This window comes from Shinella sp. WSD5-1, from assembly GCF_963942435.1.
Lineage (GTDB): Bacteria > Pseudomonadota > Alphaproteobacteria > Rhizobiales > Rhizobiaceae > Shinella > Shinella yambaruensis.
On record NZ_OZ012596.1, the window covers coordinates 1901576 to 1916726 of the forward strand.

A 15151-nucleotide genomic window follows, 5' to 3' on the forward strand; every position below is an offset into this window, starting at 1 on the left:
GGGCGAGGTGATCCGTCCTGTGGCATGACGGGCGATCCGCCGCCGGCGGCGCCCGCACCATGCCAGATCAAGGAGGACTTCCATGCGCATGATCTTCGTCAACCTGCCCGTCAAGGACTTGCCCGCGACCCGCCGCTTCTTCGGCGCGCTCGGCTTTGCCTTCAACGAGGCCTACAGCGACGAGACCGCCGCCTGCATGGTGGTGGACGACAACATCTTCGTCATGCACCTGACGGAGGCGAAGTTCGCCCAGTTCGTCACGGGCAAGGTCGGCGATCCGGAATCCGCCACGCAGGTGCTGACCTGCCTCTCCGCCGCGAGCCGCCAGGAGGTCGACGACATCAAGGCGAAGGCGCTCGCCGCCGGCGGGCGCGAATGGAAGCCGAACATGGAGTTCGGCCCGATGTACGGCTGCTCCTTCCAGGATCCGAACGGCAATGTCTGGGAGTTCATGCACATGGACCAGTCGGGCGGCTGACGGCGGGCGAGGGGCTGCACGCAGGCTGGCGTGCCTGCCCCTCATCCGCCTGCCGGCACCGTCTCCCCGCAGGCGGGGAGAAGGAACGGGCGGAAATGTCTGGGCAATGGGCACCGTTTCGGGAAAGCGGTGCGGTAATCCCTTTTCCTCACCTGCGGGGAGACGGTCGCGGCAGCGGGAGGAGGGGTCTTTTCGTCAATCGATGCGACCACGCACCCTTGCGCTTACTCCGTGGGACCATCCGCAACCCGCTTGCGCAGCCGCGCAGGCGCCTTGCGGCGCCAGGCCTCGGCCATCCGCTGCTGCAGTTCCGCATCGTCGATCACGGCGGCGCGCAGGAGGAGGGCGGGCCAGCCCTTGTAATGGTCCGTCTCGTGGTAGATCTCGGGCGCCATCTCGATCAGGCGCTCCTTCTCGTCCATCGGCGCCATCAGCACCAGCGTCCCGGCATCCTTGATGCGCAGAAAGAGCTTGCCCGCCACCTTGAGCGCGGGCGTGCCGTAGGATGTGCCGGTCTCGACGCCCGGCAGGCCCGCGGCAAGGCGCTGGAGCCGCGCCAGGAGCGTTTCGGTTTCGTCGTTAGCCATGCGCGCCATCCTCCCCGGCCAGGATAGACCGGACCGGGAAGGACGGCGAGGGGTGAGGATCAGAGCGGCCGGCGGCCGCTCTCGGCCCGGAGCGCCGGGGTGCGGAAGAGCCCGAAGGGCAGGTCGCCGAGTGCGCGCGAATCCATCGTCTCGATCTCGGGATGGGCCAGCGGATCGCGCAGCCAGACGGGGGTCTCCGCAGCGTCGGCCTCGGCGCGCAGCGCCTCGGACACCCTGGAGAAAATCTTGAACATTGCCTTCTCCTTGCGGTTCGTTACCATAGGTTATGGCTGATAATCACGCCACGGGGCCGTTTCGGCAATCGAGTAGTTCAGGATATCGGTATAGAAAAGCTATATGAGAAATCTCAATCGCGTGCATCTCAACGGCCTGCGCGCGCTGGAGGCGGTGGGCCGGCTCGGCTCGCTGCAGGCGGCGGCGCAGGAGCTCGGCGTGACGGTCGGCGCGGTGAGCCAGCAGGTCATCAAGGCGGAGGGGCAGCTCGGCCGGGCGATCTTCGAGCGTACCGCGCGGGGCCTGCAGCGGACGGCCTTCGGCGCCCCGTTCCTGGCGCGGCTTTCGGCCGGCTTCGGCCAGCTTTCCGAGGCGGTCGCCGCCACGCAGCGCCGCGACGATGCGATCCTGACGATTTCCGTCGCGCCGATCTTCGCCTCGCGCTGGCTCATCCACCGCATCGACCGCTTCGCCGCCGCCCATCCCGATATCAGCCTGCGCATCGAGGCGACGACGACGCTGGTCGATCTGGCGCGTTCCGATGTCGACCTCTGCATCCGCGTCGGCCCCGGCACCTGGCCGGATGTGGCGACGGAATTCCTGGTGCCGCAGGTCGTCTTCCCGGTCTGCGCGCCGGCGCTGGCGGCGGGGATAAGGACGCCGCGGGACCTGTCCGAGCAGCCGGCCGTGGTCGACGGCAACGACGCCTTCACCTGGGAGCGCTGGCTGGCGCTCGCCGGTTTCGCCGTGCCGCCGCCCAAGGCACGGCATGTCTTTTCCGACGCCTCGCTCTGCCTCGACGCGGCGCTGGCGGGGCAGGGGGTGCTGCTCGCCTATCCGGTGCTCGCCTCCTGGGCGCTGAAGGAGGGGCGGCTCGTCGCGCCGTTCCCCATCCGGGTCGAGACCGGCATGGGCTATTACTTCGTGACGGCCCCGGGCGTGCCGGAGCCGCGCAAGGTCTCGCTGTTCAAGCGCTGGCTGCGCGCGGCGCTGGCCGAGGACGAGGACGGCTTTGCCGGCGCGGTCATTCCGGCTCGCAAAGCCGTGCCGCCATCATCGCCTTGAAGGCCGGGCGCGCCTGGCAGGCCGCAAGCCAGGCCTTGACGTTCGGCGCCGCGTCGAAGAGTTGCGGCTCGCTCATGGCATAGCGGAAGACCTCCGCGAGGTTGAGGTCGGCGACGGTGAAGCGGTCGCCGACGACATGGCCGGTGGCGGCAAGATGGGCGTCGAGCCGCTGGAAGCTCGTCTTCAGCGCCTTGGCGGCGCCCCGGATGGCGAGGCGGCCCTGTTCGCTCTCGGCGACCCTGGTGTCGAGCGCCAGGATGATCTTCACCGCATGCGGCTCCACCTCCGTCGCCGCCCACATCGTCCATTGCAGCATCTCCGCCTCTTCCGTCATCGTCCGGCCGGCAAGCGGACCACCATGCTTGCGCGCGAGGTAGAGGTTGATCGCCAGCGATTCCGTCATCACGAAGCCGCCGTCGTCGATGCAGGGGATCAGGCCGGTCGGGTTGACGGCAAGGAAATCCGGCGAGCGGGTGTTGAGCGGCGCATCGGCCGCCAGCGGATCGTCGAGGCGGCGGGCCTGGATGACCGGCACGCTGGCGAAAGGCAGGCCGAGTTCGCCGGCAAGCCAGTAGTTGCGCGAGGCGCGCGAGCGGTAGACGCCGTAGATGGTGAGCATGGATCCTCCCTGGAGTGCCCGGCCGGGCGCGGGCTTGCGTCAGAACAAAGAGCCGCGGCAATCCCTCGGCTAGAAGAGGGCGAGACTGCCGGGGCCTTGGCGGCACCATAGGCGGCGGGTCGGCAAAGCGGTAGGGCGCCGGCCTGATCGATCCATGAATTGTCGTGATGGCCCCGGGCCTGCTTGTCGCATTGACCTGCCGCCGGCATGGGGCTAAGGGCGAAGGGTCCGCCGATCGCGGATGAGGACGACCGATGACAGGACGCATGACACGTTGGGCCGCCTGCCTGCGCATTCTCTGCGCGGTCGCCCTGCTGTCCGTCGGTTTCGCCCACCAGCCGGCCTCGGCCACCGCGCCGACGGCGCTGGAACTCACGCAATACGTGCTTCCCGACGGCACCCTGCCGGATATCTGCCTCAACGACATGGTGGGCGGCAAGGCTAAGCATGTGGGGCCGGTGAAGTGCGAGGCCTGCCGCATCGGCAGCGCCATGCTGATGCCGGCGCCGGCCGATCTCGACGGCGCCGTGCTCGCCTTCCGCCGCCTTGCCGCGCTCCCCCTCGTCGAGGAGGCGTTGCGCCCGCGGCGCGAGCGTCCCGGCGCGCCGCCCCGCGCGCCTCCCTTCCTGTCCGCCTGACTGTTGCGCCCGCACGCCGGTTCGCCGCCGTGTGCCGAAAATCCAGCCTGACAGGACCCTTGCATGTCCGTGATTTCCGATGCGCCGGCCGTTGCCGCCGCCCAGCCCTCCGCGCTCGCGCAGCGCCTCTACCGCGCCATCTGGCGATGGCACTTCTTCGCCGGCCTGCTCGCCGTGCCCTTCATGATCAGCCTTGCCGTCACCGGCGGGCTCTATCTCTTCAACGACGAGATCGACGCCAGCCTCTTCCGCTACCGCAACTATGTCACGGTCGGCGGCGCGGAACTGCCGCCCTCGGCCATCGTGGAGAAGGCCGTCGCCGCCGTGCCGGGCGGAACGCTCTCCTCCTACCGCACGCCGGCCGGCGCGGACCGCTCCGCCCGCGTGACGGTCTCCACCGGGGCCGGCAAGGTGCTGGTCTTCGTCGATCCCTATGACGGCGCCGTCCTGGACACGGTCGGCGCAAAGGAGGAGTTCAACCAGGTCGTGGAGGACCTGCACAGCCTCGATTATTTCGGCACCGCCTGGGAGCGCATCATAGAGGTCGTCGCCGGCTTTGCCGTCGTGCTCGTGCTCACCGGCATCTATCTCTGGTGGCCGCGCAGCCAGACGGGCGGCGTCGTCAGCGTGCGGGGCACGCCGGCAAGGCGCGTCTTCTGGCGCGATCTTCATGCCGTCACCGGCATCTTCGCCAGCGTGCTCATCCTGTTCCTCGCCTTCAGCGGCCTGTTGTGGACCGGCTTCTGGGGCAGCAAGGTCAACGGCTATCTCACGGCGAACGGCATGGGCTATCCGGCCGAGCTGTGGGACCGGGTGCCGCATTCCATGCTGGTCACCAGCGATGTCCTGCCGAAGACCGCCTGGCTGATGGAGAACGCGCCGGTGCCGGCCTCGACGCCGCCGGGCGAGGGGCAGGTGGCGCTGCCGCCCATCGGCCTCGACAATGCCGTGACGATCGCCGATGCCGCCGGCATGCTGCCCGGCTACGACCTTTCGCCGCCCGCAGGCGAGACCGGCGTCTACACGGCGGCGATCTATCCCGCCGACCTGCAATACGAGCGCACGCTGCATATCGACCAGTATACCGGCGAGCGCCTTGTCGACACCGCCTATGCCGACTATCCGGCGACGGGCAAGCTGATCGAATGGGGCATCAACGTGCACAAGGGGCAGGAATGGGGCCTCTTCAACCAGCTCCTGATGCTTGCGACCTGCCTCGTCGTCATCGCGATGAGCCTGTCGGCCGTCGTCATGTGGTGGAAGCGCCGGCCGAGGGACCGCATCGGCGTGCCGCCCGGCCCGCGCGGGGGGCGCATCTATGTCGGCCTGTGGGCGATCGCCGCCGTCTTCGGCGTGCTCTTCCCGCTGACGGGCCTCACCATCCTCGCCATGATTCTCCTCGACCAGTTCGTCATCCGCCTCGTGCCGCCGCTGCGGCGCCTCTTTTCCTGAACGCAAAGCCAGAAAGGATTTTTTCCATGAAACGCATTCTCGCCTCCTTCGTCGCCCTGGCGCTCTCGGCCTCGGCCGCCTTGGCCCACGACTTCACCCTCGGCAACCTGGAGATCGACCACCCGGCCTCCCGGGCGACGCTGCCCGGCCAGCCGGTCGGCGGCGGCTTCATGACCATCACCAACAAGGGCACCGAGGCCGACCGCCTCGTCTCCATCACCGCGCCGGACGTGTCCGACGACGTGCAGCTGCACGAAATGGCCGTCGAGAACGACGTGATGAAGATGCGCCAGCTGCCGGACGGCATCGAGATCCCGGCCGGCGCCACGGTCGAGCTGAAGTCCGGCGGGCTGCACGTCATGTTCATGCGCATCAAGCACCCCTTCAAGGAAGGGGAGAAATTCAAGGCGACGCTGACCTTCGAGAAGGCCGGCGCGATCGACGTGGATTTCACGATCGGGGCCGCCAGGCCCGGCGCCGGGCAGGGCAACGGCGCTGCTGCCGGCCATGGCGGCCACGGCGGCTGAGACCCGGGATCAGCGGATGAGGGGGCGATGCGGCGCTGCCCCCTCATCCACCATGGCGCCTCTCCGTTCGGGCAGGAAGAAGAGACGCGTTTCGGGACGGGCTCAGCCCGTCCGGTTCCGTTCGATCGTCAGGTGCGCGAAGGTCGAGCCATCCCTTGAGAGATCCCCGGTGGTGCGCTCGTTCCAGCGGTAGCCGGCAATCGCGCCGTTCGGGGTGTCCTCGAAGATGTTGCCGGAGATGAGGGCCGAGCCTGCCTCCTCCACGACGGTCGCGGCGCAGCCGACCGGGCTGCGGCGCACCAGGTTGCCGTTGACGACGAGGCCGCGCATATAGGGTCCCCAGCCGAGCATCAGCCCCCATTTCGGGGCGTTCTCCACGGTATTGCCCGAGACGACCGTATCGGCCTCCACCGCGATGCCGATGCCGAAGCCCGCGCCGTCGTGGATATAGGGGCCTTCGAGCCGGAGGTTGCGCACCACGTTGCCGGTGACGGTCGCAAGCCGCCCGCCCTCGTCGAAATTGACGATGAGGATGCCGCTGGCGGCGCCGTCGACGAGGTTGCCGTTGACGAGCGCGCCCTCGAAGCCGAATTCGGAATAGATCGCAGCCTCGCCGCTGTCGAGGCAGGTATTGCCGGATATCTGCACGTTCGAGCCGGCATTGGCGCGGATGGCGGAAAAGGCGCAGCCGGAAACATGGTTGTTGCCGATCATCACCGCGTCGGCGCGGAAGACGTTGATGCCGTTGCCGTATTGGCCGGTGCCGCCGCTGGTGGCGGAAATGCGGGCGATGCGGTTGCCCGAGACGATCGTGCCGTCGTGGCCCTTCTCCCAGCGGTGGATCAGGATGCCGCCATTGCCGCAGTCGAAGACGTGGTTGCCGGTGACCGACAGGTCGCGGCTCTCCACGGCATAGAGCGCGTATTCCGCAGCGCCCGAAAGCCGGCTGCGCTCGATGCGCCCGCCGCAGCGCTGCAGGCTGACCGCCGTCTTGGAGGAGCCCTGGATCTCGCAGTTCTCGATCATCACATTGGCGACATTGCTGAAATGCACGAGGCCGTCGACCGTATCGCCGAGCCAGCGGTTCGCCCCGTCGATGACGAGGTTGGCAAGCTCGATCCGGCCCGCGCCGTCGGCGGCGAAGAGGTGGCCGTCGCCGCCATAGACGATGCGGGTGGCGCCCGGCACGCCGGTGAGGCGCGTATTGTCGGGCAGCGTGATGTTGGAGACGGCATAGTCGCCCGGCGGCAGGAAGACGGGCATGTTCTTCGCCGCCGCTTCCTTCAACAGCTTGGCGAAGGCCTTGCTCTTGCGGTCGTCCGCGCCGGGGCGGATGCCGTGCGCCGAGGCGTCGATGCTGCCGCGGAGATCGACGTCGACGACCGGCAGCCGCTGCGTGCGGGCGAGTGCCGGGGGAACGATGCCCGCCGCGCCAAGGCCGAGGCCCGAGAGAAATAACCGTCTGCTAACCATGAAAGCTCCTTGCCCGTCAGGGAGCAGGAAGCGTGCCAGATGGTTTTGTGCCGGAACGGAACAGCCGGATGCTGCGCGCCAAGGTTGCCGCAGAGAGGCGGTAAGGCCCGGATCGACAGCATTTCGCCGGTTTCCTTTAGGGTTGGATAACGACTCTAGGTGTACCATCGGGCATTCCGAAAGGGAGGCGGCTGACAGCGCCCTTCCTTGCGCTTGGGAATTGCAGGGGTTCATGTCGACGAAACTGTCTCACCTTGACAACGAAGAGGTCGATGCAACGGCACGATTGATGTCCGCCGGCCAGCGCCTGATCTGCGAGGCGACGCGGCTCTTTCCGCTCGCCTCCGCGCAGGGCGAGCGCACGATCTGGCTCGAAGCGATGATCGACGAGGTGCCGGACTACCTCTTCTTCAAGGACAGGAACAGCCGCTTCGTCGTCGCCAACCGGGCGATCGTCGACGACAACCGCCGCGAGGGGCTGGAAAGCCTGGAGGGCCTCTCCGATTTCGACATCCACCCCGAACATGTCGCCCGCGGCTTCTTCGAGACCGAGCAGGAGATCATCCGCACCGGCCGTCCCATGCTCGACATGGAGGAGCTGATCCGCGATTCCGCGGGCAGGCTCAAATGGCTGCTCACCTCGAAGCTGCCGGTGCGCAGTCCCGAGGGCGACGTGATCGGCCTCGTCGGCGTCTCGCGCGACATCACCGAGCGCAAGCGCTCCGAGAGCCTGCATGTCGGCCAGGCGCATCTGTTGAAGATGATCGCGCTCGGCGCACCGCTGGTCGACGTCTTCTCCTCCCTCATCCTGCTGATCGAGGCGCATGTGCCGGAAGTCACCGGCTCGATCCTGATGCTCGCGGCCGATGGCAAGCATATCCTCAACGGTGCCGCGCCCAATCTCGACCCCGCCTACAGCCAGTTGATCGAGGGGATCGAGATCGGCCCGAAGGTCGGTTCCTGCGGCACCGCGATGTGGCGCGGCGAGCCCGTCATCGTCTCCGACATCCAGACCGATCCGCTCTGGGAGGACGCCAAGGCGCTCGTCGCGCCCTACGGCTTCCGCGCCTGCTGGTCCTCGCCGATCCAGTCCTACCAGGGCAAGGTGCTCGGCTCCTTCGCGCTCTATTCGCGCAGCCCCGGCGAGCCGACGGCCGAATGCCTGAAGCTCGTCGGCATGGCGACGCACATTGCCGGCATCGCCATCGAGCGCAAGGAGGCGGAGGACAGCATCCAGTTCATGGCCCATCACGACACGCTGACGGGCCTGCCGAACCGCAGCATGCTCGACGAGCGCGTGGCCTCCGCCATCGAGGCGGCCGACGAGTGCGGCGGCGGCATGACGCTCGCCTTCCTCGATCTCGATCATTTCAAGCTGGTCAACGACAGCCTCGGCCACCATGCCGGCGACGAGCTGCTGAAGATCGTCGCGGCGCGGATGCTGCGCTGCGTGCGGGCGAGCGACAGCATCGTGCGCCTCGGCGGCGACGAGTTCGTCGTGCTCATCAACGGCGCGATGCGCAAGGGCGAGAGCGTGGAGGACCGGCTGCGCGCGGTGCGCGAGGCGATCGCCGAGCCGGTGCTCATCGAGGGCCGCTCCTTCCAGGTCACCTGCAGCATGGGCGTCGCCGCCTATCCCGAGCACGGCCGCAACGCGACCGAGCTGCTGGCCCGTGCGGACGCCGCCATGTACCGGGCCAAGGAGATCGGCCGCGATGCCATGCAGGTCTTCACCGCCGAGCTGGCCAACCGCGCACATGAGAAGCTGGAGCGCCAGGAGGAGCTGCGCCGCGCGCTCGCCCACGGCGAGCTTTTCCTGCAGTACCAGCCGCAGATGGACCTTGCGACCGGGCGCATCTTCGCTGTCGAGGCGCTGATCCGCTGGCGCCATCCCGGGCGCGGGCTGATCGGCCCGGGCGATTTCATCCCGCTTGCCGAGGAGACCGGCCTGATCGGCCCGATCGGCGACTGGACGCTGCGCGCCGCCTGCCGGCAGAACAAGGCCTGGCAGGAGAGCGGCCTGCCGCCCATCGTCGTCAGCGTCAATGTCTCGGCCCGCCAGTTTCAGGAGAAGGACTGGGTCGAGCGCGTCGCCGCCGCCCTTGCCGAAAGCGGGCTGGAGGCGCGCTATCTGGAACTGGAATTGACCGAAAGCCTGATCATGCAGGACGTGCAGCAGGCGGTGGAGACCATGCACCGGCTGGAAAAGCTCGGCGTGCACCTTGCCATCGACGATTTCGGCACCGGCTATTCCAGCCTTGCCTCGCTGAAGCGTTTCCCCGTCGGCCGCCTCAAGATCGACCGGTCCTTCGTGCAGGACCTGCCGGACGACGGCGACGACGCGGCCATCGCCCGCGCCGTCATCTCGCTGGCCCATACGCTGCAGTTGCGGGTGATCGCCGAGGGCGTGGAGACGCGCGAGCAGGTCGACTTCCTGCGCGAGGCCGGCTGCGACGAGATCCAGGGCTACTACCTCTCCCGCCCCATCGACGCCCGCGCCCTCCAGGCGATCCTCTGCATTCCCAATCTCTAACAATCCCTGTGGTTCGGGTCCCTCCGCTCTTGACAACGCTATGTTGATATCAACAGTAAGGGCATGATCGACGAACCCTTGATTTCCTACGAGACGACCCTCTTCGTGCGCGATACCTGCCTGTGCCTGCATGCGCAGCGCGCGGCGCGGGCGCTGGCCCGGCGTTTCGACGATGCCCTGCGCCCCTGCGGGCTCACCAACGGCCAGTTCTCGCTGCTGATGGCGCTGAACCGCCCGGAGCCGCCGCCGATGGGCCCGGTCGCCGCCGTGCTCGCCATGGACCGCACGACGCTGACGGCCGCGCTGAAGCCGCTGGAGCGCCGCGGCCTCGTCGCCGTCGAGGCCGACCCGCGCGACCGGCGCGGCCGGCTCCTGCGCCTGACGGGCGAGGGGCGCCGCCTGCTGACGCAGGCCTTCCCGGTCTGGAAGGAGACGCACGAGAAGATCGACCGCCAGCTTGCCGCCGTCGACATGGCCGCGCTGCGCGCCGGAATGCTGGCGATCGCCTGAGCGGACGCCCGGCGCGGCAGCCCCCGTTTGAAGCGTGCCGTGCGGGTGGATCCTCGGGTCGAGCCCGAGGATGACGGTGGGGAGGAGGGGCTTCCAAGCGCATTGACCGGTGCGGCAGGGGAGTCGTCGCGTCGGTTCGCCTTCACTCCCCTTCTTGCGTCATCCTCGGGCTCGACCCGAGGATCCACCCGCACGGCACGCCGCCGACGGCTGCCACTGGCACCGCGCACAAAACCCTCTATCTTCCCCCGCATGAAGCCAGACCAGCTCCTCCATCCGGCGCCCGCCGGCCTTTATTGCCCTGCCGGCGATTTCTACATCGATCCCGTCCGCCCCGTGGCAAGGGCGCTGATCACCCACGGCCATTCCGACCATGCCAGGGCCGGGCACGGCGCGGTGCTGGCGACGCGCGAGACGCTCGACATCATGGGTATCCGCTACGGCGCGGATTTCTGCGGCGCCATGCAGGCGGCCGCCTTCGGCGAGCGCATCGATCTTTCCGGCGTCACCGTCTCCTTCCATCCTGCCGGCCATGTGCTCGGTTCGGCGCAGATCGCGGTGGAGCGCGCGGGCCTCACCATCGTCGCCTCCGGCGATTACAAGCGCAGCGCGGACCCGACCGCAACGCCCTACGAGCCGGTGCCCTGCGACGTCTTCATCACCGAGGCGACCTTCGGCCTGCCGGTCTTCCATCATCCCGAGCCGAAGGGCGAGATGGGCAAGCTGCTGACCTCGCTCCGCCAGTTCCCCGAGCGCAGCCATCTTCTCGGCGCCTATTCGCTCGGCAAGGCGCAGCGCGTCATCCGCCTCCTGCGCGATTGCGGCTATGACGCGCCGATCTACATCCACGGTTCGCTCGCCCGTCTCTGCGACTACTATGTCAGCCGCGGCATTGCGCTCGGCGACCTGCGCCCCGCCACGACGGAGAGAAGCAGCCCCGCCGATTTCCGCGGTGCCGTCGTCGTCGGCCCGCCCTCGGCCTTCGCCGACCGCTGGGCGCGCCGCTTCAACGAGCCGCTCGTCGCATTCGCCTCCGGCTGGATGATGGTGCGCCAGCGTGCCAAGCAGGGCGGCGTCGAGCTGCCGCTCGTCATCTCCGACCATTGCGACTGGCCGGAACTGACCGGGACGATCCGCGAACTCGCGCCGCGCGAGGTCTGGGTGACGCATGGCCGCGAGGAGGCGCTGGTGCGCTGGTGCGAACTCGCCGGCATCCCGGCCAGGCCGCTGCATCTCGTCGGCTATGAGGATGAGGGGGATTGAGGATGCAGCCCGCTTGTCCTTCGCCGGTTCCGTCTTCGGGGCCGCAACACCCCCCTCTGCCCTGCCGGGCATCTCCCCCACAGGGGGGGAGATCGGCAAGAAGCAGGAGCCTTGCTCGATCAGCAGCGCCGGCGATGGGCGAAACGTTGCTCCATCCAATCTCCCCCCTTGAGGGGGAGATGCCCGGCAGGGCAGAGGGGGGTGCCACAATGCACGCCCCGACCACAAACCCATCGCACGCAGCCGGAAGGCACTCCCCATGAGAGCCTTCGCCACGCTCCTCGACCGCCTCGTCCTCACCCCTTCGCGCAACGGCAAGCTGACGCTGCTGGCCGATTATTTCCGCGACACGCCCGATCCCGACCGCGGCTACGGCCTTGCCGCCATTGCCGGCACGCTGGACTTGAAGAGCGTCAAGCCGGCGCTCTTGCGCGAACTCGTGCTGGAGCGCATGGACGAGGTGCTGTTCCGCTATTCCTACGATTATGTCGGCGACCTTGCGGAAACCATCGCGCTCGTCTGGGACGAGGAGCGCAAGGAGCGCGTGCCGGATGAAGCGCAGCCCCGGCTCGGCGCCGTCGTTTCCCGCATGAACGCGCTCGGCCGCACGGAGGTGCGCGGCGCGGTGCGCGATCTGCTCGACCGGCTCGATCCCTCCGCCCGCTTCGCCTTCCTCAAGCTTGCGACCGGCGGCCTGCGCATCGGCGTCTCCGCCCGCCTCGCCAAGCAGGCGCTCGCCGATTTCTCCGGCAGGGATGTCGTGGAGATCGAGACGCTGTGGCACGGGCTGTCGCCGCCCTACGAGCCGCTCTTCGCCTGGCTGGAGGGCCGGGCGGACCGCCCGGTGCTCGCCACCCCCGCCATCTTCCATTCCGTCATGCTCGCCAATCCGGTGGGCGAGGGGGATCTCGACGCGCTCGACCCGGCCGATTTCGCCGCCGAATGGAAATGGGACGGCATTCGCGTGCAACTCTCCGCGGCGGGCAGCACACGCCGCCTCTATTCCCGCTCCGGCGACGACATCTCCGCCGCCTTCCCGGATGTGCTGGAGGCGATCAATTTCGAGGGCGTGGTGGACGGCGAGCTGCTCGTCGGCGGCACGGCGCGCATGAACAGCCCGACGCGCACCTTCTCCGATCTCCAGCAGCGCCTCAACCGCAAGACCGTCACCGCGCGCATGCTGGAGGACTATCCCGCCTTCGTGCGCGCCTATGACGTGCTCTTCGAGGGCGAGGCGGATGTGCGCCCCGAAAGCTTTTCCGACCGCCGCGCCCGCCTCGGCGAAATGATCGAGAAGGCGCCGCACGACCGTTTCGACCTGTCGCCGCTGGTGCCCTTCGGCTCATGGGCCGAGCTGGAGACGATCCGCCGCGATCCGCCCGATCCGGTCATCGAGGGGGTGATGCTCAAGCGGCTCGACAGCCCCTACCAGGCCGGCCGCATGAAGGGCCCGTGGTTCAAGTGGAAGCGCGATCCCTTCAACATCGACGCCGTCATGATGTATGCCCAGCGCGGCCACGGCAAACGCTCGAGCTACTATTCCGACTTCACCTTCGGCGTGTGGACCGATGGCCCGGACGGCCCCCTGCTGGTGCCCGTCGGAAAGGCCTATTTCGGCTTCACCGATGCCGAGCTCGAAGTGCTGGACCGCTACGTGCGCAACAACACGACCGACCGTTTCGGCCCCGTGCGCGCCGTCAGGGCCGAGCCCGGCTACGGCTTCGTGCTGGAGGTCGCCTTCGAGGGCATCAACCGCTCCACCCGCCACAAATCCGGCGTCGCCATGCGCTTCCCCCGCATCGCCCGCCTGCGCCAGGACAAGCTGCCCGCCGACGCCGACCGGCTGGAGACGCTGATGGCGATGGTGGAGGCGCGGGAAGCTTGAAGCCGTATCCGGAAGGGAGGCTGGAAGCTCGATTGCCTTCTGGTCGCCTATAGGCTACTTTGCTGCCCATGATCATCAAGGAAGCGCCTGCATTTACGAAGTGGCTTGGCGCTCTGCGAGACGCAAACGCCCATGCCCGGATTGTCCGCCGGGTGGAGCGCCTGCAGCAAGGCAATCCCGGCCAGGTGAAGGATGTCGGGCGGGGCGTGTCGGAACTGAAGATCGATTATGGGCCGGGCTATCGCGTCTATTTCGCTCAACGCGGTCCGGTCCTGATCCTGTTGCTTTGCGGCGGCGATAAATCGACGCAACGCCGCGATATCAAGCGGGCGATCGAGATCGCCGCGCAATGGAGTGAATGAGATGGCCAAGAAGAAGATCGCTGACCTGCCCACCTTCGACGCGGCGGCGCATCTGGATACGCCGGAGCGCCAGGCGGCCTATATCGCGGCGGTTCTCGAAGAGGGCGATATGGCGGAAATCCGCCATGCGATCGGAACAGTCGCGCGCGCACGCGGCATGGCGGAAATCGCCGCGGCTGCGAACCTCAATCCGAAGAGCATCTATCGTGCGCTCGGCAACAGTGGAAATCCCGAATTCGCCACCGTTTTCAAGGTTCTTTCCGCCATGGGATACACGCTGACGATCAAACAGCAGGATGCGGCATAGGCGCTCAAAGTCCCAGCGCCGAAAGATCCGGTCCGAGCGGCACGATGCCGTTCGGGTTCAGCGACTTGATCGAATGGTAGCCGTGCTTGATATGGTCGATGCTGACCGTCTCGCGCACGCCCGGCAGGTCTAGCACGCGCTTCGCATAGGCCGAGAGCGCCGCATAGTCGGCAAGCTGCCGGCGGTTGCACTTGAAGAGGCCGTGATAGGCGGCATCGAAGCGGACGAGGGTGACGAAGAGGCGGATGTCGGCCTCCGTGAAGGCCTTGCCGGTGAGGAACGGCCCGCCGGCGGCAAGGCGCGCCTCCAGTTCGTCCAGCATCGCAAAGACGCCGTGGAAGGCTTCCTCGTAGGCGACCTGCGTGGTGGCGAAGCCGGCGCGGTAGACGCCGTTGTTGAGCGCGGGATAGATGCGTTCGTTGAGCGCGTCGATCTCGCCGCGCAGGGTCTGCGGGTAGAGGTCGACGCTCGCGTCCGCCAGCGCGCCGAAGCCGCTGTTCAGCATGCGTATGATGTCGGCGGATTCGTTGTTGACGATCGTTTTCGAAGCCTTGTCCCAGAGCACCGGCACGGTGGCCCGGCCGGTGAAGGTGGGGTCGGCGCGGGTGTAGAGTTCGTGCATGTAGGTTGCGCCGTTGAGCGCGTCGCGGTTTGCGCCCGGATAGTCGCCAAAGCGCCAGCCCTGGTCGGTCAGCGCCGGCTCGACGACAGAGACGGAGATCACGCCGTCGAGCTTCTTCAGCTTGCGGGCGATCAGCGTGCGCGAGGCCCAGGGGCAGATCAGCGCGACATAGAGCTGGTAGCGCCCGGTCTCGGCCGCAAAGCCGCCGTCGCCCGTCGGGCCGGCGCTGCCGTCGGGCGTCACCCAGTTGCGGAAGCTCGAAACCTGCCGCACGAAGCCGCCCTTGGCATCCTTCGCCTGGACGGGCTGCCAGTCTTCCGTCCATTTGCCGTTGACGAGCATCGCGTTCCCCTCGTTTCGGTTGAAGTTGCCGTCCGGGATAATCCGCGCGCGCGAAAACGGCAATTCTCCCGGCGATTGACACAGCGTTCACAAAGCGGCCCTCGCCGTGGCCGGGCGGCGACAGGGCGGCGAAAAGCGGGCGCGCAAGCCTGAGGCCAGCCGCAATTGCCACAATTGTGGCAGGGTTATGGACCTAATTTGCCGCTCGTTAGTTAGTGATTCAGCCTCTCGCCCCATTCTACGTTTCCGCACAA

Annotated in this window: 16 protein-coding genes and 1 pseudogene; 12 read left to right on the top strand and 5 right to left on the bottom strand. The window is 67.8% G+C overall.

Going from position 1 to position 15151, the window contains the following annotated elements; genetic code table 11:
- The first annotated feature begins 82 nt into the window (after positions 1 to 82).
- Positions 83 to 478, top strand: coding sequence for a VOC family protein (locus AABQ55_RS09220; protein ID WP_245082327.1), 396 nt, complete (start codon positions 83 to 85; stop codon positions 476 to 478).
- 224 nt (positions 479 to 702) lie between these two features.
- Here AABQ55_RS09220 and AABQ55_RS09225 read toward each other — a convergent pair whose 3' ends face one another.
- Together AABQ55_RS09225 and AABQ55_RS09230 are read right to left on the bottom strand one after the other, a co-directional pair.
- Complete coding sequence (locus AABQ55_RS09225) at positions 703 to 1065, bottom strand: MmcQ/YjbR family DNA-binding protein (protein WP_336314370.1); 363 nt, start codon at positions 1063 to 1065, stop codon at positions 703 to 705.
- 59 nt (positions 1066 to 1124) lie between these two features.
- Complete coding sequence (locus AABQ55_RS09230; RefSeq protein WP_272804805.1) at positions 1125 to 1319, bottom strand: hypothetical protein; 195 nt, start codon at positions 1317 to 1319, stop codon at positions 1125 to 1127.
- Between the two features lie 103 nt (positions 1320 to 1422).
- On the opposite strand from AABQ55_RS09230, the gene AABQ55_RS09235 reads away from it, so the two are divergent.
- A complete protein-coding gene (locus AABQ55_RS09235) occupies positions 1423 to 2364 on the top strand; it encodes a LysR substrate-binding domain-containing protein (protein ID WP_272804806.1) in 942 nt (313 codons plus the stop codon).
- Here AABQ55_RS09235 and AABQ55_RS09240 read toward each other — a convergent pair.
- A complete protein-coding gene (locus AABQ55_RS09240; protein WP_272804807.1) occupies positions 2324 to 2983 on the bottom strand; it encodes a glutathione S-transferase family protein in 660 nt (219 codons plus the stop codon). The genes AABQ55_RS09235 and AABQ55_RS09240 overlap by 41 nt on opposite strands.
- A 266-nt stretch (positions 2984 to 3249) precedes the next feature.
- On the opposite strand from AABQ55_RS09240, the gene AABQ55_RS09245 reads away from it, so the two are divergent.
- From AABQ55_RS09245 to AABQ55_RS09255, 3 genes are all read left to right on the top strand, one after another.
- Complete coding sequence (locus tag AABQ55_RS09245) at positions 3250 to 3621, top strand: hypothetical protein (RefSeq protein WP_272804808.1); 372 nt, start codon at positions 3250 to 3252, stop codon at positions 3619 to 3621.
- A gap of 72 nt (positions 3622 to 3693) precedes the next feature.
- Positions 3694 to 5073 (top strand): PepSY-associated TM helix domain-containing protein, encoded by a 1380-nt coding sequence (locus AABQ55_RS09250; protein WP_443021145.1) that lies wholly within the window; start codon positions 3694 to 3696, stop codon positions 5071 to 5073.
- A 26-nt stretch (positions 5074 to 5099) separates the two neighbouring features.
- Positions 5100 to 5600 carry a copper chaperone PCu(A)C gene (locus AABQ55_RS09255; protein WP_272804810.1) on the top strand — a complete coding sequence of 167 codons (501 nt, stop codon included), beginning with the start codon at positions 5100 to 5102 and terminating at the stop codon, positions 5598 to 5600.
- A 102-nt stretch (positions 5601 to 5702) separates the two neighbouring features.
- Here AABQ55_RS09255 and AABQ55_RS09260 read toward each other — a convergent pair whose 3' ends face one another.
- Entirely contained in the window at positions 5703 to 7073 is a 1371-nt protein-coding gene (locus AABQ55_RS09260) for a TIGR03808 family TAT-translocated repetitive protein (protein WP_272804811.1), read from the bottom strand.
- Between the two features lie 232 nt (positions 7074 to 7305).
- Between AABQ55_RS09260 and AABQ55_RS09265 the strand changes: the two genes are divergently transcribed.
- From AABQ55_RS09265 to AABQ55_RS09290, 7 genes and pseudogenes are all read left to right on the top strand, one after another.
- Positions 7306 to 9606: a putative bifunctional diguanylate cyclase/phosphodiesterase gene (locus AABQ55_RS09265; RefSeq protein ID WP_272804812.1), complete on the top strand. Its 2301-nt coding sequence runs from the start codon at positions 7306 to 7308 to the stop codon at positions 9604 to 9606.
- Positions 9607 to 9669: 63 nt separating this feature from the next.
- A complete protein-coding gene (locus AABQ55_RS09270) occupies positions 9670 to 10116 on the top strand; it encodes a MarR family winged helix-turn-helix transcriptional regulator (protein ID WP_272804813.1) in 447 nt (148 codons plus the stop codon).
- 252 nt (positions 10117 to 10368) lie between these two features.
- A complete protein-coding gene (locus AABQ55_RS09275; RefSeq protein WP_272804814.1) occupies positions 10369 to 11379 on the top strand; it encodes a ligase-associated DNA damage response exonuclease in 1011 nt (336 codons plus the stop codon).
- A 31-nt stretch (positions 11380 to 11410) separates the two neighbouring features.
- Positions 11411 to 11582: pseudogene (locus AABQ55_RS37750) on the top strand (bifunctional diaminohydroxyphosphoribosylaminopyrimidine deaminase/5-amino-6-(5-phosphoribosylamino)uracil reductase RibD); the annotation flags it as partial.
- A 56-nt stretch (positions 11583 to 11638) separates the two neighbouring features.
- Entirely contained in the window at positions 11639 to 13264 is a 1626-nt protein-coding gene (locus AABQ55_RS09280) for a cisplatin damage response ATP-dependent DNA ligase (protein ID WP_272804815.1), read from the top strand.
- A 68-nt stretch (positions 13265 to 13332) separates the two neighbouring features.
- A complete protein-coding gene (locus AABQ55_RS09285) occupies positions 13333 to 13626 on the top strand; it encodes a type II toxin-antitoxin system RelE/ParE family toxin (RefSeq protein WP_272804816.1) in 294 nt (97 codons plus the stop codon).
- 1 nt (position 13627) lies between these two features.
- Entirely contained in the window at positions 13628 to 13933 is a 306-nt protein-coding gene (locus AABQ55_RS09290; RefSeq protein WP_272804817.1) for an addiction module antidote protein, read from the top strand.
- A 4-nt stretch (positions 13934 to 13937) separates the two neighbouring features.
- On the opposite strand, the gene AABQ55_RS09295 is transcribed toward AABQ55_RS09290, so the two are convergent.
- Complete coding sequence (locus AABQ55_RS09295; protein ID WP_272804818.1) at positions 13938 to 14897, bottom strand: glutathione S-transferase family protein; 960 nt, start codon at positions 14895 to 14897, stop codon at positions 13938 to 13940.
- Between the last annotated feature and the right edge of the window lie 254 nt (positions 14898 to 15151).

Coding starts and splice junctions, on each gene's coding strand:
- AABQ55_RS09245 (WP_272804808.1), top strand. CDS start 3,250: ATGACACGTTGGGCCGCCTGCCTGCGCATTCTCTGCGCGGTCGCCCTG.
- AABQ55_RS09230 (WP_272804805.1), bottom strand. CDS start 1,319: ATGTTCAAGATTTTCTCCAGGGTGTCCGAGGCGCTGCGCGCCGAGGCC.
- AABQ55_RS09270 (WP_272804813.1), top strand. CDS start 9,670: ATGATCGACGAACCCTTGATTTCCTACGAGACGACCCTCTTCGTGCGC.
- AABQ55_RS09255 (WP_272804810.1), top strand. CDS start 5,100: ATGAAACGCATTCTCGCCTCCTTCGTCGCCCTGGCGCTCTCGGCCTCG.
- AABQ55_RS09275 (WP_272804814.1), top strand. CDS start 10,369: ATGAAGCCAGACCAGCTCCTCCATCCGGCGCCCGCCGGCCTTTATTGC.
- AABQ55_RS09235 (WP_272804806.1), top strand. CDS start 1,423: ATGAGAAATCTCAATCGCGTGCATCTCAACGGCCTGCGCGCGCTGGAG.
- AABQ55_RS09290 (WP_272804817.1), top strand. CDS start 13,628: ATGGCCAAGAAGAAGATCGCTGACCTGCCCACCTTCGACGCGGCGGCG.
- AABQ55_RS09295 (WP_272804818.1), bottom strand. CDS start 14,897: ATGCTCGTCAACGGCAAATGGACGGAAGACTGGCAGCCCGTCCAGGCG.
- AABQ55_RS09225 (WP_336314370.1), bottom strand. CDS start 1,065: ATGGCTAACGACGAAACCGAAACGCTCCTGGCGCGGCTCCAGCGCCTT.
- AABQ55_RS09285 (WP_272804816.1), top strand. CDS start 13,333: ATGATCATCAAGGAAGCGCCTGCATTTACGAAGTGGCTTGGCGCTCTG.
- AABQ55_RS09265 (WP_272804812.1), top strand. CDS start 7,306: ATGTCGACGAAACTGTCTCACCTTGACAACGAAGAGGTCGATGCAACG.
- AABQ55_RS09280 (WP_272804815.1), top strand. CDS start 11,639: ATGAGAGCCTTCGCCACGCTCCTCGACCGCCTCGTCCTCACCCCTTCG.
- AABQ55_RS09220 (WP_245082327.1), top strand. CDS start 83: ATGCGCATGATCTTCGTCAACCTGCCCGTCAAGGACTTGCCCGCGACC.
- AABQ55_RS09260 (WP_272804811.1), bottom strand. CDS start 7,073: ATGGTTAGCAGACGGTTATTTCTCTCGGGCCTCGGCCTTGGCGCGGCG.
- AABQ55_RS09240 (WP_272804807.1), bottom strand. CDS start 2,983: ATGCTCACCATCTACGGCGTCTACCGCTCGCGCGCCTCGCGCAACTAC.